24 protein-coding genes, 1 tRNA gene and 1 pseudogene are annotated in these 24,360 nt (G+C 40.7%); 16 read left to right on the top strand and 10 right to left on the bottom strand.

Annotated features, from left to right (window positions below; all coding sequences use genetic code 11):
- Nucleotides 1-95 precede the first annotated feature (95 nt).
- From GJS41_RS08095 to GJS41_RS08075, 5 genes are all read left to right on the top strand, one after another.
- On the top strand, nucleotides 96-806 hold the full coding sequence (locus tag GJS41_RS08095) for a spondin domain-containing protein (RefSeq protein WP_154246766.1): 711 nt from the start codon (nucleotides 96-98) through the stop codon (nucleotides 804-806).
- Between the two features lie 22 nt (nucleotides 807-828).
- Nucleotides 829-1,557 (top strand): spondin domain-containing protein, encoded by a 729-nt coding sequence (locus GJS41_RS08090; protein ID WP_154246765.1) that lies wholly within the window; start codon nucleotides 829-831, stop codon nucleotides 1,555-1,557.
- 118 nt (nucleotides 1,558-1,675) lie between these two features.
- Nucleotides 1,676-2,293: an RdgB/HAM1 family non-canonical purine NTP pyrophosphatase gene (gene rdgB, locus GJS41_RS08085; RefSeq protein WP_154246764.1), complete on the top strand. Its 618-nt coding sequence runs from the start codon at nucleotides 1,676-1,678 to the stop codon at nucleotides 2,291-2,293.
- A 10-nt stretch (nucleotides 2,294-2,303) separates the two neighbouring features.
- Nucleotides 2,304-3,497 carry a radical SAM family heme chaperone HemW gene (gene hemW, locus GJS41_RS08080; RefSeq protein ID WP_154246763.1) on the top strand — a complete coding sequence of 398 codons (1,194 nt, stop codon included), beginning with the start codon at nucleotides 2,304-2,306 and terminating at the stop codon, nucleotides 3,495-3,497.
- Nucleotides 3,498-3,525: 28 nt separating this feature from the next.
- Nucleotides 3,526-3,966, top strand: a complete 441-nt coding sequence (locus GJS41_RS08075) for an SRPBCC domain-containing protein (RefSeq protein ID WP_154246762.1) — start codon at nucleotides 3,526-3,528, stop codon at nucleotides 3,964-3,966.
- 167 nt (nucleotides 3,967-4,133) lie between these two features.
- On the opposite strand, the gene trmB is transcribed toward GJS41_RS08075, so the two are convergent.
- A complete protein-coding gene (trmB, locus tag GJS41_RS08070) occupies nucleotides 4,134-4,859 on the bottom strand; it encodes a tRNA (guanosine(46)-N7)-methyltransferase TrmB (protein WP_370515660.1) in 726 nt (241 codons plus the stop codon).
- 198 nt (nucleotides 4,860-5,057) lie between these two features.
- On the opposite strand from trmB, the gene GJS41_RS08065 reads away from it, so the two are divergent.
- From GJS41_RS08065 to GJS41_RS08050, 4 genes are all read left to right on the top strand, one after another.
- The gene (locus tag GJS41_RS08065; RefSeq protein WP_154246760.1) at nucleotides 5,058-6,887 is read left to right on the top strand and encodes an SLC13 family permease; all 1,830 of its coding nucleotides are present in this window, start codon (nucleotides 5,058-5,060) and stop codon (nucleotides 6,885-6,887) included.
- A 6-nt stretch (nucleotides 6,888-6,893) separates the two neighbouring features.
- Nucleotides 6,894-7,922, top strand: a complete 1,029-nt coding sequence (mutY, locus tag GJS41_RS08060) for an A/G-specific adenine glycosylase (protein ID WP_370515659.1) — start codon at nucleotides 6,894-6,896, stop codon at nucleotides 7,920-7,922.
- 4 nt (nucleotides 7,923-7,926) lie between these two features.
- A complete protein-coding gene (locus GJS41_RS08055; protein WP_154246759.1) occupies nucleotides 7,927-8,196 on the top strand; it encodes an oxidative damage protection protein in 270 nt (89 codons plus the stop codon).
- Between the two features lie 69 nt (nucleotides 8,197-8,265).
- Nucleotides 8,266-8,341 (top strand) — tRNA-Phe (locus GJS41_RS08050).
- Nucleotides 8,342-8,381: 40 nt separating this feature from the next.
- Here the strand turns inward: GJS41_RS08050 and GJS41_RS08045 are convergent.
- Nucleotides 8,382-9,239 (bottom strand): aspartoacylase, encoded by an 858-nt coding sequence (locus GJS41_RS08045; RefSeq protein ID WP_154246758.1) that lies wholly within the window; start codon nucleotides 9,237-9,239, stop codon nucleotides 8,382-8,384.
- A 116-nt stretch (nucleotides 9,240-9,355) separates the two neighbouring features.
- Here GJS41_RS08045 and GJS41_RS08040 point away from each other — a divergent pair, with 116 nt between their 5' ends.
- The 3 genes from GJS41_RS08040 to GJS41_RS08030 all read left to right on the top strand — a co-directional run bounded on the left by GJS41_RS08040 (nucleotide 9,356) and on the right by GJS41_RS08030 (nucleotide 12,548).
- Nucleotides 9,356-9,763: a YccF domain-containing protein gene (locus GJS41_RS08040; protein ID WP_154246757.1), complete on the top strand. Its 408-nt coding sequence runs from the start codon at nucleotides 9,356-9,358 to the stop codon at nucleotides 9,761-9,763.
- A gap of 192 nt (nucleotides 9,764-9,955) precedes the next feature.
- Complete coding sequence (locus GJS41_RS08035; protein WP_154246756.1) at nucleotides 9,956-11,962, top strand: marine proteobacterial sortase target protein; 2,007 nt, start codon at nucleotides 9,956-9,958, stop codon at nucleotides 11,960-11,962.
- A gap of 13 nt (nucleotides 11,963-11,975) precedes the next feature.
- On the top strand, nucleotides 11,976-12,548 hold the full coding sequence (locus tag GJS41_RS08030; protein ID WP_154246755.1) for a class GN sortase: 573 nt from the start codon (nucleotides 11,976-11,978) through the stop codon (nucleotides 12,546-12,548).
- A 618-nt stretch (nucleotides 12,549-13,166) separates the two neighbouring features.
- Here GJS41_RS08030 and GJS41_RS08025 read toward each other — a convergent pair.
- From GJS41_RS08025 to GJS41_RS08005, 5 genes are all read right to left on the bottom strand, one after another.
- On the bottom strand, nucleotides 13,167-13,487 hold the full coding sequence (locus GJS41_RS08025; RefSeq protein ID WP_154246754.1) for a heavy metal-binding domain-containing protein: 321 nt from the start codon (nucleotides 13,485-13,487) through the stop codon (nucleotides 13,167-13,169).
- Between the two features lie 106 nt (nucleotides 13,488-13,593).
- Nucleotides 13,594-14,115: a type 3 dihydrofolate reductase gene (gene folA / locus GJS41_RS08020; protein WP_154246753.1), complete on the bottom strand. Its 522-nt coding sequence runs from the start codon at nucleotides 14,113-14,115 to the stop codon at nucleotides 13,594-13,596.
- Nucleotides 14,116-14,140: 25 nt separating this feature from the next.
- On the bottom strand, nucleotides 14,141-14,935 hold the full coding sequence (locus tag GJS41_RS08015) for a thymidylate synthase (RefSeq protein WP_154246752.1): 795 nt from the start codon (nucleotides 14,933-14,935) through the stop codon (nucleotides 14,141-14,143).
- A gap of 86 nt (nucleotides 14,936-15,021) precedes the next feature.
- On the bottom strand, nucleotides 15,022-15,840 hold the full coding sequence (lgt, locus tag GJS41_RS08010) for a prolipoprotein diacylglyceryl transferase (RefSeq protein ID WP_154246751.1): 819 nt from the start codon (nucleotides 15,838-15,840) through the stop codon (nucleotides 15,022-15,024).
- A gap of 9 nt (nucleotides 15,841-15,849) precedes the next feature.
- Nucleotides 15,850-16,668: a sulfite exporter TauE/SafE family protein gene (locus GJS41_RS08005; protein WP_154246750.1), complete on the bottom strand. Its 819-nt coding sequence runs from the start codon at nucleotides 16,666-16,668 to the stop codon at nucleotides 15,850-15,852.
- A 14-nt stretch (nucleotides 16,669-16,682) separates the two neighbouring features.
- On the opposite strand from GJS41_RS08005, the gene GJS41_RS08000 reads away from it, so the two are divergent.
- The 3 genes and pseudogenes from GJS41_RS08000 (at nucleotide 16,683) to GJS41_RS07990 (ending at nucleotide 18,743) form a co-directional block, all read left to right on the top strand.
- Entirely contained in the window at nucleotides 16,683-17,477 is a 795-nt protein-coding gene (locus GJS41_RS08000) for an NRDE family protein (protein WP_154246749.1), read from the top strand.
- Between the two features lie 12 nt (nucleotides 17,478-17,489).
- Nucleotides 17,490-18,089: pseudogene (locus tag GJS41_RS07995) on the top strand (DUF938 domain-containing protein).
- A 45-nt stretch (nucleotides 18,090-18,134) separates the two neighbouring features.
- Complete coding sequence (locus GJS41_RS07990; RefSeq protein WP_154246748.1) at nucleotides 18,135-18,743, top strand: carbonic anhydrase; 609 nt, start codon at nucleotides 18,135-18,137, stop codon at nucleotides 18,741-18,743.
- Between the two features lie 68 nt (nucleotides 18,744-18,811).
- On the opposite strand, the gene rppH is transcribed toward GJS41_RS07990, so the two are convergent.
- Complete coding sequence (gene rppH / locus GJS41_RS07985) at nucleotides 18,812-19,468, bottom strand: RNA pyrophosphohydrolase (protein ID WP_154246747.1); 657 nt, start codon at nucleotides 19,466-19,468, stop codon at nucleotides 18,812-18,814.
- Between the two features lie 72 nt (nucleotides 19,469-19,540).
- Here rppH and mutH point away from each other — a divergent pair, with 72 nt between their 5' ends.
- Entirely contained in the window at nucleotides 19,541-20,197 is a 657-nt protein-coding gene (gene mutH / locus GJS41_RS07980) for a DNA mismatch repair endonuclease MutH (protein ID WP_154246746.1), read from the top strand.
- 17 nt (nucleotides 20,198-20,214) lie between these two features.
- Here mutH and GJS41_RS07975 read toward each other — a convergent pair whose 3' ends face one another.
- Nucleotides 20,215-21,309: a hypothetical protein gene (locus GJS41_RS07975; RefSeq protein ID WP_154246745.1), complete on the bottom strand. Its 1,095-nt coding sequence runs from the start codon at nucleotides 21,307-21,309 to the stop codon at nucleotides 20,215-20,217.
- Nucleotides 21,310-21,386: 77 nt separating this feature from the next.
- A complete protein-coding gene (gene gcvP, locus GJS41_RS07970) occupies nucleotides 21,387-24,254 on the bottom strand; it encodes an aminomethyl-transferring glycine dehydrogenase (RefSeq protein ID WP_154246744.1) in 2,868 nt (955 codons plus the stop codon).
- Nucleotides 24,255-24,360 lie beyond the last annotated feature (106 nt).

Here is a 24,360-nt window from a genome sequence, read left to right as displayed (position 1 = left end):
CAAAGGTTCTCACAAGCTAAAAATTTCACTGTAACAATAGTTTTTTTTACCCCTCCATTGGTCAAACACTAACGACTTCTCAATGGAGACAAAAAATGAAAAAAACACCTTTAGCAATAGCCACCGGCCTACTTTTGGCAACTAGTTTTGCAAGCTCTGCGCAAAGAGTTACAGTAGAAATCCAAAATCTTACCCATGGTATTACCTTCACTCCGTTTTTAGTCGCGGCGCATGATGGTAATACCGCTTTATTTACCACTGGACAACCTGCGTCGGCCAGTTTACAAGCGATGGCTGAAGGTGGTGCAATCGCCGGCTTATCTGCAGATGTGCAAGCGGCATCTGGTCAAGTTGTTGAAAATCCCGCAGGCGGTTTATTAGCTCCTGGCGCCTCCACCACCACCACAGTTATTGATACCGCTGGAACCACTAACGAATACTTGTCCATTGTCGCTATGTTACTACCGACTAATGATGGATTTGCTGGTTTAAACTCTTGGAGAATTCCAGATGAAGCTGGTACCTATGTAGTCAACTTAAGCGCCTACGATGCTGGTACCGAAGCCAATGATGAAATCGTTAATGGTGGCGGCGCACCTGGCACTCCAGGCATTCCAGCAGCACCAGGTGGCTTCGCTGGTACTGGCGGTACAGGCGCAGCGACTATTGATGCAAACACCAATGTTCATATTCATCGTGGCGCACTAGGGGATGATGACAATACTGGTGGCAAAAGTGATTTAGACAATACCGTTCACCGCTGGTTAAACCCTGTAGTTAGAGCAACTATCACAGTTGAAATATAAGTCGAACTATTAGGAGTTAATCATGAACAATTTTAAATTTAAAACGCTTGGCGCTGTAGTTCTAGGAAGTTTATTCCTAGCTGCGTGCGGCAGTGATAATGATCTAGACGTTAATCCAACACCGCCACCACCGGTCGCTATGGCAACCTTTGAGGTAACGGTGAGCAATCTCACCAACGCGCAACCAATGTCACCTATAGCTGTCATTAGCCATACCGATGCATATCAAGCCTTCAGTATTGGTCAAGCTGCCAGCGTTGGACTAGAAAATCTTGCCGAGGGTGGTTCAAATACCGACCTGATTCAAGAAGCAGTTAACGCAGCAGGTTCTAATCAACAAGCATCTGGAGCAGCACCGATTGGTCCTGGTGGCAACGAAACTATTACTATCCAGTTTCCTGCGGCGGAGGTTGATCTTTTGACGGTGGTTACCATGCTAGTAAACACCAACGATGCCATCACCGGACGTGCCGACATTGACGTTAGCGGTTTGGCTGTTGGTGATTCCATGTCAATTCGCGGAGTTGCTTACGATGCTGGTACTGAACGTAACACTGAGTTAGCAGGTACTATTCCAGGACCAGCTGACGGCGGCGAAGGCTTTAATGCTGCTCGAGACGATATCGCTGATCAGGTCACTATGCACCCAGGTGTTGTTTCGGTTGATGATGGTCTTACTAATTCAGTTTTAACGCAAGATCACCGTATCGATAACACGGTTATCAATATTAGAATTAACCGTACTGAGTAATTACCCCTAAGTTTGCTCCTCTTTAAGCGGCCTCGGCCGCTTTTTTTATGACTGTTTTTTATACCTACAGTAAGATATTGGTTATACTGTCCAGCACCATTATTCTTTATTTCTCATCATGCAAAAGATTGTCCTCGCTTCTGGTAATAAAAAGAAAGTTAAAGAGCTTACAGAACTGTTCGCGGCTTTTAATTATCAAGTTATCCCACAAAAAGAATTTGGCATCGAAGATGTTCCAGAAACCGGTACTACCTTTGTGGAAAATGCGATTATCAAAGCACGTCATGCTGCAAAAATTACCGGTTTGCCTGCGATAGCAGATGATTCAGGAATCGAGATAGATTACCTTAATGGTCAGCCTGGAATTTATTCCGCTCGCTTTGCCAAAATGAATGGAGTGACCGCTGAAGATGGCGATTGGGATCAAGCCAATAACGATTTACTTGTCGAAAAATTAACTGGTGTAGCCACCGAACATCGAACTGGGCGCTATCAATGCATCTTAGTTTTTATGCGCCATGGCGACGACCCTACACCACTAATTTGCCATGGCAGCTGGGATGGTAGAATCTTAGAAAATGAAGTTGGTGTGAATGGCTTTGGTTACGATCCGCTTTTTTGGTGTCCAGAACATGAATGTGCTTCAGCGCAAATTAGCGCAGAACAAAAAGCAGAAATTAGCCATCGTGGTAAAGCTTTAAAAGAGCTTATGAACAAGCTCCCCGATTACTTATAAATCTAAACAAATGCTAACTAACCCGCCCCTATCACTCTATATCCATATCCCATGGTGCATTAAAAAGTGTCCCTACTGTGACTTTAATTCCCATGGTATTAAAGACAGTTTAGAGGAAATTCCTGAGCAGCAATATGTTCAACGATTACTTGAGGATTTAGCACAAGAAGTTCCATTCGTTTGGGGCAGAAGACTTCATAGTATTTTCATCGGCGGCGGCACTCCTAGTTTATTTTCTGCCGAGGCAATTGATAGTTTAATCAGCGGTGTAAGAGCATTAATACCATTCGAAAACGATATTGAAATAACCATGGAAGCTAACCCCGGTACTTTCGAGGCTGAAAAGTTTTTAGGGTTTAATCAGGCCGGAATCAATCGGCTCTCCATTGGTGTACAAAGTTTTAATAGCCAACACCTAGAAATACTAGGCAGAGTTCATAATCCTGAGCAAGCAGTTGCTGCAGCAGAGTTTGCCCACAAGGCAGGTTTTAATTCTTTTAATTTAGATTTGATGCACGGCTTACCCCAACAAACTACTGAGCAAGCATTAAGCGATTTGCAAACTGCGATAGATTTAAAACCACAGCATATTTCTTGGTATCAGCTAACTCTTGAACCTAATACTCATTTTTATCAGAAACCTCCTAAGCTACCGCAAGACGAAACACTTTGGGATATTCAAGAAGCTGGGCAAAAGTTACTCGTGGATAATGGTTATTTGCAATATGAAATTTCCGCCTACAGCAAAGATATAAAACTGCAATCTCGGCATAATTTAAATTACTGGCAGTTTGGTGATTACATCGGAATCGGTGCTGGGGCTCATGGCAAAATTACACGGCTCGATCTAAATGCAATCCATAGAACCACTAAAAAACGTCATCCCAAGGATTACCTCAATCAAGACTGGTCGCAAGTTGCTAGTAGCTCAGTTATTCCTAATCATGAATTGCCATTTGAATTTATGTTGAATGCCTTGCGCTTAAGCGAAGGAGTTCCAACCAATCTCTACTCACAAAGAACTGGTTTATTATTACAAGATATTAAAAAAATAATTTCCGAAGCAAAATCTGATGAGCTGTTAAATGATGTTTCTGATTGGATAACTCCAACGGAAAAAGGTAGCTTATTCTTAAATGAATTATTAGAAAAATTTATTTTAGACAAGACCCCAGTCAACGAAATTTCTGTTAAAGAGTTATAAGCTATTATAAACATTTAGGAGATCAATTATGGCCACCATCTATCATAAAGTCGGCATTAAAAGTTCAGTTGAGAATGTTTATCATGCGTTAACCACTGATGAAGGTCTCAGCGGTTGGTGGAGCAGCACCACAGATGGTGCTGGTGACATCGGCTCTATTATCAATTTTCGCTTTAATGAAATTTTGGTTCAATTTCAGGTCCTTGAATTAGAGCACAATAAAAAAGTTTTATGGAAGCATCATGCTGAGATGCCTGAAGCTTGGATGCCAACTCATGTTTCTTTTGAATTAGAAGTTACTGAAGAACAAGTATTCGTTCACTTCAAACAATTTGATTGGGAAGAGCAAACGCCGTTCTACGCGCACTGCAATTTAAAGTGGGCTGTCTTTCTATTAAGTTTGAAAGACTTCTTAGAAAAAGGCCAAGGCCAGCCTTTCCCGAATGATGTGCAAATCGATCACAGTTAAAATTTTAATTAATTGATTCCGTTTAATTCGCGGCATTAATTAATAGATATTTAAGCCGTGAGATTTGTAGTAGTTCAAGGCTTTCGAGCTTTGAGTAGCGCAGTTGGCTTGCGCCAATGAGCACACGCAAAAGCCCGTATAACGCAGAAATACTGCAAATCCATCGTTTAAATTGCTTTAAATTGAAGATCCCAAACCCCATGCCCTAAACGATGCCCCCTCTGCTCAAACTTGGTTAATGGCCTCGAATCTGGTCGAGGTACATAATCACCATTCTCAGAAAGGTTTTCGTATTCAGCCATCGGCACTAAAACTTCCAGCATATATTCTGCATAATTTTCCCAGTCTGTTGCAAGATGTAAGACGCCACCTGGCTTTAATTTCTTATGCAGCTTCTGGCAAAACTCAGTCTGCACGATACGGCGCTTGTGATGCTTCTTTTTGTGCCAGGGATCTGGGAAGAATATCTGAATTTTATCTAAAGAGTGATCGGCAATGGCATAATCAATAATTTCAACCGCATCATGATGGATAACTTTTAAATTGGTTAGCTCATACTCTTCTGCTAATAATAAACAAGCTCCAACTCCTGGCTTATGAACTTCTATACCTACAAAGTCTATATTTCGCTCACAACTTGCTTGCTCTGCTAAAGATTTGCCCATGCCAAACCCAATCTCTAAAACTTTTGGTGCCGCACGTTCGAATACTTCATCCAAATCATAGAACTCACGCTGAAACTCTAATCCCATGGTAGAAAAAAGCTCATCCATAGCTCTTTGCTGGCCTTTGGTTAAACGCCCTTCACGCAAGACAAAGCTTTTTATCTTACGAACCCGTTTACCTTCTTGGTTGAACTCTATATCAGCTTCAACGTTTGATTTTTCACTCACTAGAATTAATTCCATCTTTCGATAATTGGCGCAATTCTAACATATCCTTAAAAAAGGATTCAGCACTATCCTTTACTAACTCATTGTATTTGCATAAAAGTCATTGCTTAGCGCATCCAAAATCAGTAGAGTTTGAAGTTCGACTGTTTAAAAAGACTAAAAATAACGATGAACGATTTAACGGGGGTTTGCTAAGGAATGCCTTTTCCTGAATTACCCAATTATCACGCGCTTTATGTGCTGATTCTAACGGTAGTAGCCTTATATTTATTCCGTCGTGACGACATTCCATTGGAAACATCTTGCGTCATCGTTTTATTGCTACTAACCATAGGCTTTACCCTAGTAGAGTTCCATAATCATAATGGACTGCTAGAGCCGATGCAGTTCTTTACCGGCTTCGGACATGAGGCCTTAATAGCTGTCTGCGCCTTAATGGTCGCAGGACAAGGTCTTGTGAGAACCGGAGCACTTGAACCCATTGGTCGATTTTTAGGGCGAGTCTGGAAAACGTCACCTCTATTCTCCTTATTGCTAACCCTGCTAATTGCAGGCATTTTAAGCGCATTTGTCAACAATACGCCGATCGTTGTCTTACTTTTACCGATTTTGATTAGTGTCGCTGTACGCGCCAATACCAGCCCTTCGAGCTTATTAATGCCCATGGGCTTCGCCACATTAGTAGGTGGTATGGCAACTACCATTGGCACCTCAACCAACCTTTTAGTGGTTTCGGTTGCTGCTGACTTAGGATTAGAAAAATTCGGTATGTTCGATTTTTTCTTGCCTGCTGCTATCGCTGGCTCGATTGCCATTGTGTATTTATGGCTAATAGCGCCAAGGATTATCCCTGAGCGCCAAGCCGTGATGAAAGATACCTCACCCAGAGTATTTACTGCCCAGTTGCATATTGCTGAGGGCAGTTGGGCGGATGGCAAAACGTTGGCTGAAGTCATCAATAAAACTGAAGGACAGATGAAGGTCGCAAGAATTCAGCGTGGCTCAGAAGCAACTATTGTCCCAATGCCTGACGCCACCATCCGAGCTGGTGATAAATTACGTGTGGTCGATAACCCTGATAAATTAAAAGAATATGAGCAGATTTTAGGGGCCAAGTTGTTTAAGTCTGGGCAAAAGGTCGATGATGACCATCCGCTCACAGCAGAGAACCAACAGCTTTCTGAACTAGTGGTGACTCCCGGCTCTCCGCTGGCAGGTAAAACCTTAAAAGATGTACGCTTCATTGATGAATATGGCTTGGTAGCCATAGCATTGCATCGAGCCGATAAAGTGGTAGATATGCACAATAAAGGCCTAGGCAAAGTCATATTGCATGTTGGTGATGTTTTATTAGTGCAAGGCGGACAAAAAGAAATTGCAGAATTTAAGAAACGCGGTGAAATTCTTATTCTTGATGCGACTTCCGATCTACCCAGATCTCATCGAGCCCCTAGAGCTTTATGGATCATGTTAGGGGTAATTTTCTTCGCCGCCGTTGGTATTTTACCGATTGCTATTAGTGCCCTAACTGGTGCGCTATTGATGATTCTGACTCACTGCATTAGTTGGCGGGATGCCTTAAATGCCCTTTCTGCACAAGTTGTTTTGATTGTTGCTTCCAGTTTAGCGCTGGGTATCGCCATGACCGAAACCGATGGCGCTCAATATATTGCTGAAATATTTGTCTGGGCGACAGACGGTACTCCACCGATGATTATTTTAAGTGGCTTGATGTTGTTACTCGCCCTTTTAACTAACGTGGTCTCCAACAATGCGGCCGCGGTTATTGGTACGCCAATTGCTTATAGCGTGGCAACCCAATTAAACCTTCCGCCTGAGCCTTTTATTATCGCGGTTTTATTTGGTGCCAATATGAGTTTCGCAACCCCTATGGCCTATAAAACTAACCTTTTAGTGATGAGTGCTGGTGGTTACAAATTCTCAGATTTCGTTAAAATCGGTGTCCCGCTAGTAATCATTATGTGGGTAACCTTATCCATTGTTTTACCGTTACTGTATGGATTCTAGTTATTTGTGACAGATAGTTGGAAACCACAAGCTTTCTCCTCAAAAGTTATTACTTACTATCATGCTAAGGGACGTAAAGACTTACCTTGGCATAACACTAAAGACGCTTATCGGATTTGGCTATCTGAAGTGATGCTGCAACAAACTCAGGTAAAAACGGTTATCCCTTATTACCAAAATTTCCTTAAAACGTTCCCCACAATTACCTCCTTAGCAGATGCAGATGTTGATCGGGTGCTACACCTATGGAGCGGGTTGGGCTACTACTCGCGGGCACGTAACCTGCATAAAGCCGCACAAATGGTTCGCGACGAATTTAATGGTGAATTCCCGCAATCACAGTCCGAACTAGAGACATTGCCAGGCGTAGGTCGCTCTACCGCAGGCGCAATTGCTGCTTTTGCTTATGATAAACCAACAGCCATTCTCGACGGTAATGTTAAACGAGTTCTTGCACGTTGCTTTGCCATTGAAGGCTGGTATGGCCAAACTAAAGTTTTAAACAAACTCTGGGGGTTATCAGAGCAACTTACACCAAAAAAAGAAACCGCCGCCTACAATCAAGCTATGATGGATATTGGCGCAGTGGTTTGCAAACGCTCCAATCCTGAATGTTTAGACTGCCCTTTAACTCAAAAATGTCAGGCAAGACTGCAAAATAGAACCAAAGAACTACCTCATAAGAAACCTAAAAGAGCGCGCCCAAGCAAAAGCGTTTATTGGCAGCTTTATCTTCAAGGTAAAAAGATATTATTGACTAAACGACCTCCTAGCGGAATTTGGGGTGGGCTTTGGTCAATCCCAGAAATAGAGATAGCCGACTATACCCCTAAAACTGAGCGGAAACTTGAACCGATATTGCATAAATTCAGTCATTACGACCTTAAGATTCAACCTTTAATAATGAAATCTAAGCCCAATATGAGTATCATGGAGTCCAATTTAACTTATTGGTTTTCGCTAACTCAACCTGAAAGTTTAGGCTTACCAACACCAGTAAGTAACCTACTAAATACATTGAAAGAGTCTTTGTAAAAATATGGCTGATACTATTTTCTGCACAAAACTTCAAAAAGATGCTGAAGCATTAAGCTTTCAGCCCTATCCTGGCGAACTAGGCGAGCGAATCGTTAAAGAGATCTCGCAAGAAGCTTGGATGATGTGGCTTAATCACCAAACCATGATGATTAACGAAAAGCGCCTCAGCTTAATTGACCCAGAAGCGCAGAAATACCTGGCAGAACAGATGGAATTGTATCTATTCGGTGGAGATTACGAAAAGCCAGAAGGCTATACTCCAAAAAGCTAAAAAATTACTAGAAAAATCCAATTTTAGGCTTGACTAAAAGCCTCTGAATCGGTTTAATACGCGTCCATTGGCTTGGTAGCTCAGTTGGTAGAGCGGAGGATTGAAAATCCTTGTGTCGGCAGTTCAATTCTGCCCCGAGCCACCATTATTCAAAAGCCCGAGCATTGCTCGGGCTTTTTTATTGCCTAAAGTTTAAGCAGTTCTTTTTTTGACATCGAAAACGCTTTTTTTTCATCGTAATAAGCGGCTTCATTAATAAAGCTTATGGTGCACTCGTCACCTTGATAGACAATCTCTTCGCCAGTAAATAGTTTAAAAATAGGTTCGCCTTTCCTTAATGTCTGGAAATCTCTATCTTGAATATTCTGGTGAATCATCCCGGTTATTTCGCCCTTTTCATTCTGCGGTAAATAAGCCACAGAAAAGTATTTATAGACTTCCAGCTCTTTTGAGCTTTCTGGCAAGCTATCTTGATTATAGGAGTTTATAAACTCTAGAATTTCCAAAACCGTCTGCTGAGTTTTATCAAAAACATCCTGCCTTAATACTCCTTGCGGAGTGGCGCCAATTTCAACCAAAATATTTCTTTCCGCAACACTCATTAAGAAATGATGATCTTCTATTTCTTCCCAAGTAATGGTCACGCCTTCTAATCTGCTTTTCACATAGTCCGCTAGCTTCAAATGAAAAGGATCTGCTTTAGTAATCACCAGGTTAATTCCCATTGGAGCCGTGGAAGTGTGCAAATCAATAATAAAATCTGTTTTGGCATTACCTTTAGGACCAAGCTGTTGGTTAATTTCTTTTGCCCGAAGATTTTCATAGCCAGTTAGTTCTGGATTGTTTAAATCCGATTGCTTAAAACTTCGATTGAGATCTCTATCGATATAGCGCTTCACAGCTTGATAGGCTTTAGGGTTTGCCAATAGATAAGTGATATCTAAATTATCAATGGCTAACTCTGCTTCCAGCTTTTTTATAAGGTATATCCCTGTAAATTCATTACCATGGGTGCCGCCGACGATGGCGATATTTTTTATCATTGAGAGTGCTCACTTGTTACATCTGTTAACAGTTTAGCCAATTTTGTTGCTTTTTATTAGTTCTGATTTCTCATGTCATTATCTAGACTATAAGTAGGCAACAAAGGAGAATCCATTTGTCTCTACTACTTAATATTTTATGGCTGCTTTTTGGCGGTATTTTCATCTTCTTCGGCTATATCGCTGGCGGTATTGCCTTATGCTTCACCATAGTCGGTATTCCGTGGGGCGTGCAATGCTTTAAGTTGGCTATCTTCTCCATCTTCCCATTTGGTCAAGAAACCCGTATGAGCGGCTCACAGCCAATGGGCGGCGTTATTAATGTCTTACTGAATATAATTTGGTTACTGTTTGGCGGTGTTTTCGTGGTGCTAAACCACCTATTCTGGGGTTTACTGTTGTGCCTAACCATTATCGGCATTCCATTTGGTATACAACACTTAAAGATGGTGAAGCTTGGGATCTGGCCATTTGGCGCAGTCATCGTATCAAAGCATGAATCAAAGGCTTTAGCGACGGCCTAACTTGTAAGTGATTTAACTAAATTCTTGCCTAATATTTTAACTTTTACTCCTAAGGTAATTGCGCTTTCTTAAGAAATTGAGACAAGCGCATTTTTTTGCCACATTTAATAATTTTAATCCTTAATCCATCCAGAATATCTAAAGATTTATTGAGTTAAATAACTGCTATCAAATCATTTGCTAGGAGCAGTTATGAAGCCATTCATTTTCAGTATTATTTTGTTATTTTCACTATCACCCACGATACAGGCGTCATCCAACTATGATGACGATTATGCGGGCATTAGCTTTAAATCCACCAACAGCGATAAAAGCTATGAACAAATGCCGCTTTCTACAGACGTTAGAGTTACGATTAATGGTGTAGTAGCTCGAACTCAAATTACTCATACTTTTTCCAATCAAACTGAAGAATGGCTAGAAGGCATTTATCGTTTTCCTTTACCTGAAAATGCGGCAGTCGATACTTTGAAGATGATCATTGGCGAGCAAATTATCGAAGGAGAAATCCAAGAGAAACAACAGGCTGAAAGAACCTATCAAGCAGCTAAGAAAGCCGGTAAGCGGGCCAGTCTAGTAAAACAAGTAAGACCTAATCTTTTCACTACCAAGTTAGCCAATATTGGTCCTAATGAAGACATTAAAGTGCAAATTGAGTTTCAACAATTAATTCATATCGACGGCACTGTCTTTACTTATAAGCTGCCGTTAGGTGTAACTCCTCGCTTTCAACCAAGCACCCAAACCATTTCGCAAAGCTTTGACTCGACCATCGACAGCGAAGCTTTATCTAATGTCGTGACAACTTTTAATACCAATAGCCAACCCGACAGACCGGTAATTTTTGAAATTGAACTGAATGCAGGGTTTGAGTTAGCAAAAATCGATAGTCCTCATCATCAGTTGAAGACTCAACCCATAGGCAATAAACAGCTGATTACTTTAGATAATCCAGCTCAAGCTGAGCGCGATTTTATACTGAAATGGCATCCGCAGTTAGGACATAAGCCTAAAGCAACTTTGCTCAGCGAAACTATTGGTCATGAAACTTATAATTTACTGGTGATACTGCCGCCGACACATGATTTAGTTCAACAACAGGTAAAGCCAAGAGAAGTTATTTTTGTGGTTGATTCGTCTGGTTCCATGTCAGGTGAGTCGATGCAGCAAGCTAAAGCAGGTTTGCGCTTTGCACTCAAGCAGCTCAACTCTAATGATAGTTTCAATATTATTGATTTCGATAGTAATGCCAAGATTTTATTTCAAGATGCGCGAAATATTACTGAAGATACATTGCTAGATGCAGAGATTTTTATTGATGGGATGAATGCTGATGGAGGTACTAATATCGCCAGTGCCGTTGAGCTCGCGTTAGTAAAACCAGACAGTCAAAAACTACGTCAGATTATATTTTTAACCGATGGCAGTATCGGCAATGAGCAGCAAATTTTTAGCATGATCCGCCAAAAGCTAGGCAACAATCGCTTATTCACCATCGGTATTGGCTCGGCACCTAACAGTTATTTTATGACTAAAGCTGCTGAAGAAGGCCGTGGCACTTTTACTTACATCAATAAAATCGAACAAGTGCAAACTGAACTTGCCAACCTATTTAAGAAGTTGCGCTATCCCGTGCTGAGTAATCTAGGTATAGATACCAATGGTGTTTCTAAATCTGCATTAGATAGCATGGAGCTACAACCAAAACACTTAAGAGATTTATATCTTGGTGAGCCACTTTACGCGACCTATAAATCGTTAGCCTCTGCCAGCTCAATGCAACTTAAAGGTTATGCCGATACTTACGAATGGGATTTTAAATTACCCAATACAACTAGTGGCAAAGACAAAGGTGTCGCGAAACTTTGGGCTCTTATGAAAATAGATTCTTTGCGCAATGAGATGTCCCACGATTACCGCCAGGCTGAAGAATACAAACAGCAAATCACCGACACGGCATTAAACTTTCATCTTGTGAGTGATTACACCAGTTTGGTTGCGGTTGATAAAACTCCTGTAAATGTCTCGGAAAAAATTAAGCAATTACAATTAGCTAATCGCTTACCTGCCGGCTGGAAAGCGCCAAACGCTAAAGGCACTCATGGCTACCCACAAGGTGGAACCGACAGTCAGTTAATGTTCTTACTTGGCTTAATCAGTTTATTGCTTAGTGGCGTTATATTATTTAGAAGAAGATAAGGAGTAATTCAACATGAAATTTATCAAAAAGAACCTACTGATTATAGCTTTATTAACGGTTAGCAGCTTTGCCTTTGGCAAGGCTGCCTATATCCAAGCTAAGGCACAAGTAGCACAATATTTATTACAAGATGCTTGGGAAAAAACTTTAATTGATCAAAAGCCTCATCAACCTTGGTCATGGGCAGATACTTTCCCCATCGCAAAGTTATCCATTCCAACTACCAATATTGAGCGGCTAGTTTTATCCGGCGCTTCAGGGCGAAACTTAGCTTTTGGCCCTGGCCTTTTACTTTCCAGTGACTCGCCTGAAAGAAAAGGTTACACCATTATTGGTGGTCATCGCGATACCCACTTTGAATTCTTGCAAGATCTAATCATTGGACAAAAAATTGAAATTGAAGATAAATACGGCGAAAAACATTCCTACCAAATTACCGCAACCGAAGTGCATAATATTGAAACGGATAGCATTATAGATAGAGGTGCCGATCAATTAACCCTAGTCACTTGCTATCCATTTAACACGATTGAAACAGGTGGGCCATTAAGGTACTTGGTGCATGCTAAGAAGCTAACTACATAATGATCACAACAAATGTAACTATTTAAAACTGAATCCCCTAAAAATTTATTCTTTTAACTAAAACTGCTAAAATTAAATTTATACTTCAATGGTTAGTATTCAAATTGAGAATCTTTAGGATAATTGCTGGGATTTTAATAGCTCCTTTGGTATTTGTTATTGTTTGGTCAGCTCCTGTAATCGAGCACTCAGCTTTCTATAATTGGATTCGCATTAATACCTTTATGGCTTACATCACTTTTCTTGTGATGGCGTGGATTTCTCATTTCTTCTTATCAAAGCTTAAGTGGACTAAGTTATGGCAATACTGCTTAGTCATGTTTATTGTAACGTTTGTGATGTATATGACTTTAAAGATTGGCTCTATGAATATGTACGAGTCCCTCTTTCACTCGCAAACTCAAGTAGTTGAAAATGGAGAGATAACTAAAGCGGGATATATTCTAGAATTTAAAAATTCAGTATACGGCAGTGCTTTAGCATCTCTTTCAATGGCTATATTTTGGTTGCTGTCGGTTTTTAAGAAAAAAACTTCGAAAAATAACTAACTTCTAGTCAGAGCTAACAGCTGATTTTAATATTTCCTTCTTTGAAAACTATCATTCATTTTTTACTATATTATAATAAGGTGACTGCAGTCCCAGAAACACTAACCATCATCATAGAGCCATTCTGCCCAATTACTTCATAATCTAGATCTACGCCAACAACGGCGTTAGCTCCTAATTGGCGAGCGCTTTGTTCTAGTTCTTCAAAAGCCACTTTACGGGCTTTTCCTAACTCTTCTTCGTAAGCAGCCGAGCGGCCACCAACAATATCTCTAATTCCAGCAAAGAAATCTTTAATAATATTTGCGCCAAGAATAGCTTCACCAACAACCACGCCTTTATATTCTCGAATTTCGCGTCCTTCAATATTTGGAGTAGTAGAAATAATCATATTTGTCCCCTTTATTTTCTGTATATATTTTATCATGGCCATAAAAAAACCATGCTATAAACATGGTTCTTTATAAAGAAATTTCAAGCGATAAAACTGTTACTAATTATTTCTTAACAGCTCTCTCTAAAGTGACAAACTGATAACTATAAGGGTTTTTCTCATCCGCTTGATACGACTCTCTTGAAACTTCTTGCCACTCTAAATGAGCCCAATCAGGGAAGTGAGCATCGCCGTCAGTATCTAAATCAATAAAGGTTAAGTACAAGGTATCTGCTTGATCGATCATTTGCTGATAAATGTTTGCGCCGCCAATAATCATGATTTCATCTACCGACTTATCAATCGCTTTAGCCGCTTCCATCGCCGCTTCAAGGCTGGTTACCGTTTGACATTTATCATTAAAAAATTCAGAACGGTAATTTTCATCGCGGCTGATAATAATGTTTTCTCGCCCGGGTAAAACCATGCCAATCGATTCATGAGTTTTGCGCCCCATAATCACAGGTTTACCTAAAGTTACTGCTTTAAAATGTTTTAAATCAGCCGGCAAGTGCCAAGGCATTTGATTGCCTTTACCTATCACTCGGTTGTTGGCCATAGCCACGATTAAACTTATTTTTGACATCTCATTAGAACCTTTAAAAAATAATTTAAACGGCCACAGGCGCTTTAATGTGCGGATGAGATTCATAACCTACAATTTCAAAGTCTTCAAATTCATAATCAAAAAGCGAATCTGGTTTGCGCTTTATCTTTAACTTTGGCAATGGCAAAGTATCTCGTGAGAGTTGCTCTTTCGCTTGCTCAAAGTGATTACTGTATAAATGCACATCGCCACCAGACCAAATAAAATCGCCCACATCTAATCCAGCCTGTTCAGCCATCATATGAGTCAACAAGGCGTAAGAAGCAATATTAAAGGGCACGCCTAAAAAGATATCTGCACTACGCTGGTACAACTGACAAGAAAGCTTGCCGTCAGCCACATAAAACTGGAATAACGAATGACACGGAGGTAAAGCCATTTCATCGGCTACGCCTGGATTGTAAGCTACCACCATTAAGCGTCTGCTGTTTGGATTATTTTTTATTTGCTCTAAAACATTAGATATCTGATCGACTGTGGTGCCATCTGGTTTCTTCCAGGAGCGCCATTGCTCTCCATACACAGGGCCTAAGTCGCCATTTTCATCAGCCCACTCATCCCAAATTCGCACGCCATTATCTTTCAGGTATTTAATATTAGTATCGCCTTTTAGGAACCACAGCAATTCAATCATAATAGAACGTAAGTGTAATTTCTTAGTCGTTACTAACGGAAAGCCTTCCTGTAAATTGAAGCGCATTTGATGACCGAAAACACTCCGGGTTCCAGTTCCAGTTCTATCACCTTTATCTTCGCCATTTTCTAAAACATGGCGCATCATATCTAAATATTGTTTCATATAGTTACTACTTTCTTTTCATGTTATTCCCATACAGTTGGGAATCTAATTTAATGCTATTTTCGTACTTTCGAGACATTGACTTGCTATTTTGCTTTTTGTTTATAGGCGCTAATCATTAACCACAGGCCAATACCGATCATTGGTAAACATAACACTTGGCCACGAGTAATAAATTCACTCACGGCGGCTAAATGCGCATCCGGCTCACGGAAGTATTCAATCATAAATCTAAAGAAGCCGTAACCTAGTAGGAATAAGCCAGATACCGCTTTAGTAGGTCTTGGTTTAGCTGAGTAAAACCAAACCATTACAAATAACACTAAACCTTCAAAGAATGATTCGTACAACTGTGAAGGATGTCGGGTTAATTGCTCAGGGTCGGTATGGAATTTCATTCCAAAGATAAAATCTTCACTTGCTTGTCGCCCCCATAGCTCGCCATTTATAAAGTTACCAAAACGACCAAACAATAAACCTAACGGCACCAAGGGAATAATAAAATCGGTTATCTTAAAGAAGCCCATTTTATTTTTTCGCGCAAAATACCAACAAGCAACAGCGACACCAATTAAACCGCCATGGAAGGACATGCCGCCTTCCCAAATTTTAAATAAGTACCAAAAATCTTTTAACCACAGATCCATATGGTAAAAAACCACATAGCCAAAGCGACCTCCGACTATCACCCCTAAAAAAGCATAGAAGAGAAAATCAGCAACCATATCTTTGGTCCAACCGGAATTAGGCTTGTTAGCACGATAATTCCCTAGTAACCACGCTGCTATAAAACCCAACAAATACATCAGTCCATACCAATGCAAAGCGATTGGGCCAATAGTGAAACCGAAGAGTTCAAAAGCATCTATCGAGAAGATTACGGGATCAATTTTTGGAGCTATCATTTATTACTCTTATATATTATTGATTAATATTTTTACACCTATCACTATCATCAAAATAGCGAATATTTTCTTTATCAAAGCGGTTGGCAATTTATGAGCCAAATAAGCTCCAAAAGGGGCGCTGATGACTGAGCCAATAGCAATGGCGAGCACTGCTGGAAGATAGACATAACCGAAATGATAGGCTGGCAAATCTACTTGATTCCAACCAAGCACAACATAGCCGATTGTCGCCATAATTGCCAGTGGTAAACCGCATGCAGCGGCAGTCCCTATGGCATTCACTAACTTTTCTTTATGGTATAGCAGATAGGGCACTACCACTGAGCCCCCGCCGATACCGAGCAATGAAGAGATAGCCCCCATCGTTATCCCAGCTGGTGCCACTTTGACTGGTATTAATACCCCGCCGGCTACTGCAGATTTGGATATAGGCAGTTTATCCATCGCCATCTGGACGCCCATAATAATAGCGCCAACCCCAAAAATTCGTCCTAGCCAAACCGAATTTATCAGATCAGCGATATAAGCACCTAATAAACCACCAATCGCGATAAATGGCACTAACACTTTCAGCGAGTTAACGGAAATTGAACCTCGTTTATGGTGCGCATATGATGAGGAAATCGCGGTAAAGCAAATAGTTGCCATCGAAGTGGCCAGTGCCATATGCATTAGATTTTCGTCGGAAACTCCAACTTTAGGCAGCAACCAAATCATCGCGGGCACAATGACCATACCGCCACCAATGCCTAATAAGCCAGCCAAAACTCCATTTAGTAGTCCTAATGCTAATAATAAAATGATAAAGTGCCATTCAATGATCATTAATTTGCCAATTTATGTGTTTAGTTGTTTTTTCGGTCAATAGTCACCCACGCTACCCACTGATTATCGCTGCCAATCGTGACGAGTTTTTCGAACGACCAACTCAAGCGGTGCATCACTGGCATGATGATAACAACATTTTAGCGGGAAGGGATCAAGTTGCTGGAGGTACCTGGCTCGGAATCACTAAAACTGGACGTTTTTCGGCCTTAACCAATATCCGTCAATTTCCGCAAACTCCAGCTAGCTTGTCACGCGGCGCTTTAGTGAGCGACTTTTTAAAATCTAGTCTAAGCCCAGAAAGCTACAGCAATCAAGTTAGTGCCAATGCCAATAAATATAGCGGCTATAACTTATTCGTTGGCAGTATTAATAGCAATAATAAAACTGATTTAACTTATTCTAATAATAAAGATCAACAAATCATTCCAGTTGGAACGGGGATTCACGGTATTAGCAATGGCACTCTAAGTGCCCGTTGGCAAAAAGTCACTAATACCCAAGATCGATTTATTAAAGCCATTCAACAACCATTCAAACGGGATGATCTTCTTGCGGTATTGCGTCACCAAAAACCATTAGATGATCATGCTTTACCAGTAACCGGCGCTCCCATTGATTTTGAACAACAGTTGTCGCGTGCCTTTATACCGACGTTTGAAATCAATAATCAATCTTATGGTACTCGCAGTCAGGCACTGATCACGGTGAATAATGATTTGAAAGCGACTTTTTACGAAATCCAACTCAATGATATGCAAAAAGTGGTTTCAGAAAAGCAATTTGTTATGCAGCTAACTCCAGAATAAAAAGGACAAACCATGCGCCAACACAGCGAAGCTTGTGAGCGAAATAAAGACCCCATTTTAAGTGTTATTAAGTCTTACCTAAATTACAGCAAGTCGGTTTTAGAAATTGGTTCAGGTACTGGTCAACACGCGGCTTACTTTGCGGGAGCATTACCCCACCTCACTTGGCAAACCAGCGACTTGCGACACAATCACCCTTCTATCATTGCCTGGATTTAACAGGCTGAATTACCTAATTTAAAGAAGCCGTTTAGTTTAGATGTTAGCCGTCGTTATTGGGACATTGAGCCAATCGATGCGGTTTTTACTGCCAATACCGCACATATAATGTCATGGGATAATGTGAAATCCATGTTCAAAGGCGTTGGCGAAAATTTAAAACCTGGTGGTCACTTCTTGATTTATGGCCCATTTAAAGTCGGTGGTAATTTTACTTCAGAGTCTAATGAGCAATTTAATGAACATCTAAAAGCGCAGAATCCAGAGTCTGAAATTCGAGATTATGAGGATATGCTAAGTCATGGCCGCCATAACGGATTAAGCTTCGTCGAACGACATACCATGCCTGCTAATAATATGTTGCTGGTGTTTCAAAAGAATGCCAGTTTCTAATGGCTGTGATAAAATTCTAGGAATTTCACTGACACACCAATCATTATGATCTCATCACAAGAAGCATTAGCTAAACTTAAACAGGGCAACCAACGTTTCGTCGATTGTCAGTTCAAAGCCACAGAGCAAATTGATCAGAGCTCTCGTTCAGCAAAAGCTGCTTCACAAGCCCCTTTTGCCATTATTTTAGGCTGTGCAGACTCGCGAACACCTGCGGAGTTGATTTTTGATCAAGGGCTTGGGGAGCTCTTCGTGGTGCGAGTAGCAGGCAATATTGCTGCCGCTAGCCAAATAGGCAGTATTGAGTATGCAGTAGAATCTTTTGGCACGCCTTTAGTGGTCGTTATGGGACATACTAATTGTGGGGCGGTTAATGCAACTGTCGACTTTATGGCCAAAGGTGATGTGCCATTTGAGAGTGATAGTCTAACAGCTTTAGTAAAGCGTATTGCTCCAAGTGTCCAACCGCTACTCAAAAATGATAATTCTAATCATGCCGAAGTAAAGCAGCTTGGAGTATCCGCTAACGTCAAAACTTCGATGCAAGATTTAGTAAACGAGTCGCCTGTTTTACAAAAAGCCATTGAAGATGAGCGCTTACAAATAGTTGGCGCTGAGTATTCATTAGAAACTGGCGAAGTTAAGTTTCTATAGTATATTACTATCAATAAAAAAGGGAGCCGATGAAGCTCCCTTTTTTATGCAAAACTCAAAAAGCTTAGTTAGTCTGCTTGGTTTTTATCTTGGTTGGCATGCGAACGATAAGGATGCCTTGGCTTTCGCTTAGCTTTTTTATTTTGCTGAGCATGTGAATGCTGCTTATGCCCATGCTTTTTATGCGAACCATGCGAGTGATTATTCGAATTGTGCCTGCGGCTTTGGTGCGAAGCCTGTCCATGCAATTGAAACTTGAACATCGAATGAATTAATTCGCTAAGCGCTAAACGATAAACTTCACGCTTAAAATTCACCACATGACGAACAGGGTACCAATAGTTTACCCAAATAAAATCATCAAACTCAGGATGACTCGTGGCATTAAAATCGATCTTACTTTCGTCACTCGTCAGCTCAAGCAAGAACCATTTTTGTTTCTGCCCGATACATAAGGGTTTAGAATTTTGACGAATTAACTTTGGTGGCAATCGGTATTTATACCAATGCTGCGTACTCCCTAGAATACGGACATCATCTTTTTCAAGGCCGACTTCTTCAAATAATTCTCGGTACATGGTCTGTTCGGCACTTTCTCCCGGGTGCACACCGCCTTGCGGGAACTGCCAAGACGTCTGTCCATAGCGTCGAGTCCATAACAACTGGCCTTGCTTGTTACATATGATGATGCCGACGTTGGCTCGAAAGCCTTCTGCGTCGATCATCTATCTTTCCAATAAAAAACTTTGGTATCATTGTGCCACTAGAAACGGATCTCGACAATCATTATTTAATCAATGGCTTACGACACACCAAAACAATTGCTAGAGAAGGCTCAATCATTGGCAGGCTTTACTTTAGGTGAATTGGCACAAAAGTTTAGCGCCCAAGTGCCACAAAATTTACTCCGAGAAAAAGGCTGGATAGGTCAATTTTTAGAGTATCTGCTTGGCGCTCAATCTGCATCATTAGCTCAACCGGATTTTCCAGAGGTTGGTGTTGAGATGAAGACCCTCCCAATTGACATAAATGGTAAACCTTTGGAATCCACTTACGTGAGTGTTGTTCCATTAACCGACTTACACCTAGTTCAGTGGCAAGGCTCAGTGGTGCAGCAAAAGCTTAATCATGTTTTGTGGGTGCCAATCATTGCGGATAAGCAAACTCCAGTAGAAGAGCGTACCCTTGCCATGCCTTTTCTATGGCGAGCCACAAGCGATGAACTCGCAATACTAAAAAATGACTTTGAGGAAGCTATCGAGATGATAGGGCTAGGCCAGATTGATAAAATCGATGCGCGCTTTGGCGAGATATTGCAGGTAAGACCTAAGGCAGCAAACAATAAAGCCTTAACTCATTCAATCGGTCCTGATGGTGAAAAAATTCAAACCTTGCCAAGAGGCTTTTATATTCGCCCGCAGTTTACCGCACAAATCCTAAAGAATAGTTTTTAAACTCATTCTTCGAAGTTTTATTCTTCTCTCGTTACTAAGGAAGACTTCTGTAACTCTTTTCGAATATTCATCGCTTGATAATAAGCAAGCCGACGTTTTTGCAATAGTGACTTCAATTCATTTGAAGATTTAATATACACTCTACGAAATTCTTGAGCTTTTTTATGCTCTCCTGACTCTTCGTAAAATCTAGTTAGAACAAAACTCACATCGGATAAATCATTCAACTGGTTATTCTTTTTTGCTGATTGATAAGCAGGTAAGGCATAAGCTTCAATTTTATCAAACGCTTCCATTTTCAAGTAAAGCTCTGCGATTCTTATTTGGGTGTCTACTAATAGACCACTCCATCCAAATGAAACGAGTTCATCAAAAACTTTCAGATAGGATTGCTCAGCCATCTCATGCCGCTCATTAAGCATTAAGATTTTTGCCTTTTGAGTTTTAACGATTAATAACCAACTTGCCTGTGTTTTATCTGAACATTCACTTTCTGCTTGCTCAAAATAATCTGCAGCCTTTTGATATTTTTTTAATCGTATATTAAGCAAGCCCATTTCGACGGATAGATTGCATTTATGCTTGATTAGCTTCTCTTTATTTATAAACGCCATTGATCTCAAAGCTAAGTCTTGCGCTTTATCCAGAATTTCAGAATAGGTATGTAACGTTACAGCATCAAGCAATATGTCCATTTTCAATTCATTACTAGTCAGCTGCTCCAGTCCATCTAGTAATTGATAAGTTGTCATGAATGACTGTTGAAATTTTCCTTGATGACTCAGAATAGACACTTTAAGTGATTCAGTTCTGGCAGCTAAATCTTTATCATTTGAATGGTCTGAAACTTTTTCGGCTAACTCCCAAGCTTCTTGATAGAAACCTCGAATTGAATAAGAATGAGCTTGCAAATAATAATATAGTGCTTTCTCTTTTGTACTAAATTTCTCCAATTTCGGCTCTAAGCTTTCCAGTAGCGCTTTTGCCTTTGAGATATCATGAGTGCTAATGGATTTTATATAATCGAGCTGCTCTTGATAGGTTTTAGACCAAAGTGAGGTGCAGCTAAGCGATAAGCTTAGAGTGAATATTAATTGAGCAATCTTTTTCATATCTCGATATTAGCACATTATCTCATTTATAAAAAAGCCAGCAAACGCTGGCTTTTTTATAATCTTACTCAAATCGATTAATCTTGTTGGTAAGATTCGATGCTGGGGCAAGAGCAGATCAAATTTCTGTCACCGTAAACATCATCAATTCGATTAACCATTGGCCAGAACTTGCCGTCAATAGTTGCCTGCGACGGGTAAGCGCCCTCTTGTATCGAATAAGGTTTATCCCAATCTCTCAGATCTGCTTGAGTATGAGGCGCATTAGTTAGCGGGTTGTTTTGTGCATCCCACGCACCTGAAGCAACTTTATCCACTTCTTCTTTAATCGAGATCATCGCTTCAATGAAACGATCCAATTCATACTTAGATTCTGATTCAGTTGGCTCAATCATAAAGGTTCCAGCTACTGGAAAACTCATAGTCGGCGCATGGAATCCGTAGTCCATTAAACGCTTAGCAAAATCAACTTCGCTAATACCCGTTTCTGCTTTAATCGGACGCAAATCAATAATGCACTCGTGAGCCACTTTATCGTTACGACCCATATATAGAACTGGATAGTGACCTTCTAATTTATTCTTTAAATAATTCGCACTTAACAGTGCAACTTCGGTTGATTTGCGTAAGCCTTCACGCCCTAGCATTTTTATGTAGGACCAAGAAATTGGGAGTATCATACCTGAACCATAAGGTGCTGCTGCTACCGCACCACCCTCTGCTTCGACCGAATGTACTTTACGCACACTATGCCCAGAAACGAAAGGCGCTAAATGCGATTTAACTCCGATTGGCCCCATACCAGGACCACCACCGCCATGTGGAATAGCAAATGTTTTATGTAAGTTTAAATGCGATACATCAGAACCAATCTCGCCTGGCTTGGAAATGCCAACTTGAGCATTCATGTTGGCACCATCCATATACACCTGACCGCCATTGTCATGAATAATATCGCAAATGTGTTTAATCTCTTCTTCAAACACACCATGAGTGGATGGATAAGTTACCATCAAAGCAGCAAGGTTATCTTTTAATTCACTAGCTTTAGCTTCTAGATCGGCAACATCAACATTACCATTCTCATCACATTTAGTGACCACAACTTTCATACCTGCCATCTGTGCCGACGCCGGATTTGTACCGTGTGCTGAGCTTGGAATCAAACAAATATTACGATGACTTTCATCAATAGATTCATAATATTTTTTAATGGCTAATAAACCTGCGTACTCACCTTGGGCACCTGAATTAGGTTGCATAGAAACAAAATCATAGCCGGTAATTTCCACCAAATCTGCTTCTAACTCTTTGATCATTTCAAGGTATCCAACCGTTTGCTCTTCTGGCGCGAACGGGTGGATATTGGCAAACTCTGGCCAAGTCACAGGGATCATTTCTGAAGTTGCATTGAGCTTCATAGTGCAAGAACCTAGCGGGATCATGCCATGCGCTAATGAGAAGTCTTTATTTTCCAAACGCTTCAAATAGCGAAGCATATCGGTTTCAGAATAATAGTTATTGAATGTTGGGTGCGTTAAGAAATCCGACGTTCGAATTAAACTTGTTGGAATTGAGCTTTCGGCATCATTATTCAACTCATTTAAATTATACGTTTCACCTGTTAACACTTGAATCAAAGCTTCGATATCGGCTTGCGTTTTAGCTTCGTCAATTGAAACACCGACTTGCTCACCATGATAACGAAGATTCATATTAGCTACTTCTGCTCTATGCTTAATGGCATCAATATCTTTACTAATAAATGAAATAGTGTCGAACCAAGTATCGTTAAGGAGTTGCAATCCCGCTTGCTTTAACGCAGCAGCAACAACTGATGCATAACGGTTAATACGATTGGCAATATTGGTTAAGCCTTTACGGCCATGATAAACCGCATAAAAGCCTGCAATGTTGGCAAGCAAAACTTGAGCCGTACAAATATTTGAAGTAGCTTTCTCACGACGGATGTGTTGTTCGCGAGTTTGCATTGCCATACGGAAGGCTTGATTACCTCTAGTATCTTTAGAGACACCAATAATGCGCCCAGGTAAAGAACGCTTAAAAGAATCACGGGTTGCAAAAAAAGCTGCATGCGGGCCGCCGAAGCCCATCGGAACTCCAAAACGTTGAGCGGAACCAAAGACCACGTCGGCCCCCATTTCACCCGGTGCTTTTAATAACACCAAACTCATTATATCAGCAGCGACACAAGCAATAGCTTTTTTCGCATGCAGACTCTCGATGTGTGATTCCAGATCGGTAATTTGCCCAGTAATGTTGGTGTATTGCAATAAAGCACCAAACACATCTAAATTTTCTAGCTCTGCCAAGTCACCAACATGGATATCCCAACCATAATGTTCAGCACGAGTTTTAATCACGTCAATGGTTTGCGGAAATACATTTTTATCTACAAAGAAGACATTGCATTTTTTGTTTTTGGAAGAGCGCTTAGCTAATGCCATGGCTTCTGCCGCCGCGGTCGCTTCATCTAGCAATGATGAACTCGCCAACTCCATACCAGTTAAATCTAGAGTCATTTGTTGGAAGTTTAAAATCGCTTCCAAACGGCCTTGGGCAATTTCTGGTTGGTATGGTGTATAGGCTGTGTACCAGCCGGGGTTTTCTAAAACATTTCTTAAAATAACCGTTGGAGTTACTGTGTCATAATAGCCCATGCCAATAAATGACTTAGCCACGGTATTTTTATCGGCCAATGACTTTAAATAAGCTAAGGTTTCAGCTTCAGACATTGACGAATCTACTGCCAGTGGCTTCTCTATCTGAATTTTATGAGGAACGGTTTGCTCAATTAAATCATCCAATGATTCTAAACCTAACTCCTGCAACATCGCCTGAATTTCATCTTCACGCGGGCCTAAGTGACGACGAATAAAATCATCATGTTGCTGTAATTCATTCAAACTTGCATGTTCAGCCATTGCTAAAATACCTTAACTATTTGATATTTGATTAAAAAACTAAAATCTTAGCTCATCTATAAAATTGAAAAAGCCCCGAGCAAACTCGAGGCTAAGTCTAACTATC

The sequence above is a fragment of the Kangiella sp. HZ709 genome (assembly GCF_009674675.1).
In the GTDB taxonomy this organism is placed as follows: Bacteria; Pseudomonadota; Gammaproteobacteria; order Enterobacterales; family Kangiellaceae; genus Kangiella.
This window is presented reverse-complemented; position numbering and strand designations above follow the sequence as displayed.

Excerpts from the sequence above, each read along its gene's own strand:
- GJS41_RS08095 (WP_154246766.1), top strand. The coding sequence starts at position 96 with ATGAAAAAAACACCTTTAGCAATAGCCACCGGCCTACTTTTGGCAACT.
- GJS41_RS08090 (WP_154246765.1), top strand. The coding sequence starts at position 829 with ATGAACAATTTTAAATTTAAAACGCTTGGCGCTGTAGTTCTAGGAAGT.
- rdgB (WP_154246764.1), top strand. The coding sequence starts at position 1,676 with ATGCAAAAGATTGTCCTCGCTTCTGGTAATAAAAAGAAAGTTAAAGAG.
- hemW (WP_154246763.1), top strand. The coding sequence starts at position 2,304 with ATGCTAACTAACCCGCCCCTATCACTCTATATCCATATCCCATGGTGC.
- GJS41_RS08075 (WP_154246762.1), top strand. The coding sequence starts at position 3,526 with ATGGCCACCATCTATCATAAAGTCGGCATTAAAAGTTCAGTTGAGAAT.
- GJS41_RS08065 (WP_154246760.1), top strand. The coding sequence starts at position 5,058 with ATGCCTTTTCCTGAATTACCCAATTATCACGCGCTTTATGTGCTGATT.
- GJS41_RS08055 (WP_154246759.1), top strand. The coding sequence starts at position 7,927 with ATGGCTGATACTATTTTCTGCACAAAACTTCAAAAAGATGCTGAAGCA.
- GJS41_RS08045 (WP_154246758.1), bottom strand. The coding sequence starts at position 9,239 with ATGATAAAAAATATCGCCATCGTCGGCGGCACCCATGGTAATGAATTT.
- GJS41_RS08035 (WP_154246756.1), top strand. The coding sequence starts at position 9,956 with ATGAAGCCATTCATTTTCAGTATTATTTTGTTATTTTCACTATCACCC.
- GJS41_RS08030 (WP_154246755.1), top strand. The coding sequence starts at position 11,976 with ATGAAATTTATCAAAAAGAACCTACTGATTATAGCTTTATTAACGGTT.
- GJS41_RS08025 (WP_154246754.1), bottom strand. The coding sequence starts at position 13,487 with ATGATTATTTCTACTACTCCAAATATTGAAGGACGCGAAATTCGAGAA.
- folA (WP_154246753.1), bottom strand. The coding sequence starts at position 14,115 with ATGTCAAAAATAAGTTTAATCGTGGCTATGGCCAACAACCGAGTGATA.
- GJS41_RS08015 (WP_154246752.1), bottom strand. The coding sequence starts at position 14,935 with ATGAAACAATATTTAGATATGATGCGCCATGTTTTAGAAAATGGCGAA.
- lgt (WP_154246751.1), bottom strand. The coding sequence starts at position 15,840 with ATGATAGCTCCAAAAATTGATCCCGTAATCTTCTCGATAGATGCTTTT.
- GJS41_RS08005 (WP_154246750.1), bottom strand. The coding sequence starts at position 16,668 with ATGATCATTGAATGGCACTTTATCATTTTATTATTAGCATTAGGACTA.
- GJS41_RS08000 (WP_154246749.1), top strand. The coding sequence starts at position 16,683 with ATGTGTTTAGTTGTTTTTTCGGTCAATAGTCACCCACGCTACCCACTG.
- GJS41_RS07990 (WP_154246748.1), top strand. The coding sequence starts at position 18,135 with ATGATCTCATCACAAGAAGCATTAGCTAAACTTAAACAGGGCAACCAA.
- rppH (WP_154246747.1), bottom strand. The coding sequence starts at position 19,468 with ATGATCGACGCAGAAGGCTTTCGAGCCAACGTCGGCATCATCATATGT.
- mutH (WP_154246746.1), top strand. The coding sequence starts at position 19,541 with ATGGCTTACGACACACCAAAACAATTGCTAGAGAAGGCTCAATCATTG.
- GJS41_RS07975 (WP_154246745.1), bottom strand. The coding sequence starts at position 21,309 with ATGAAAAAGATTGCTCAATTAATATTCACTCTAAGCTTATCGCTTAGC.
- gcvP (WP_154246744.1), bottom strand. The coding sequence starts at position 24,254 with ATGGCTGAACATGCAAGTTTGAATGAATTACAGCAACATGATGATTTT.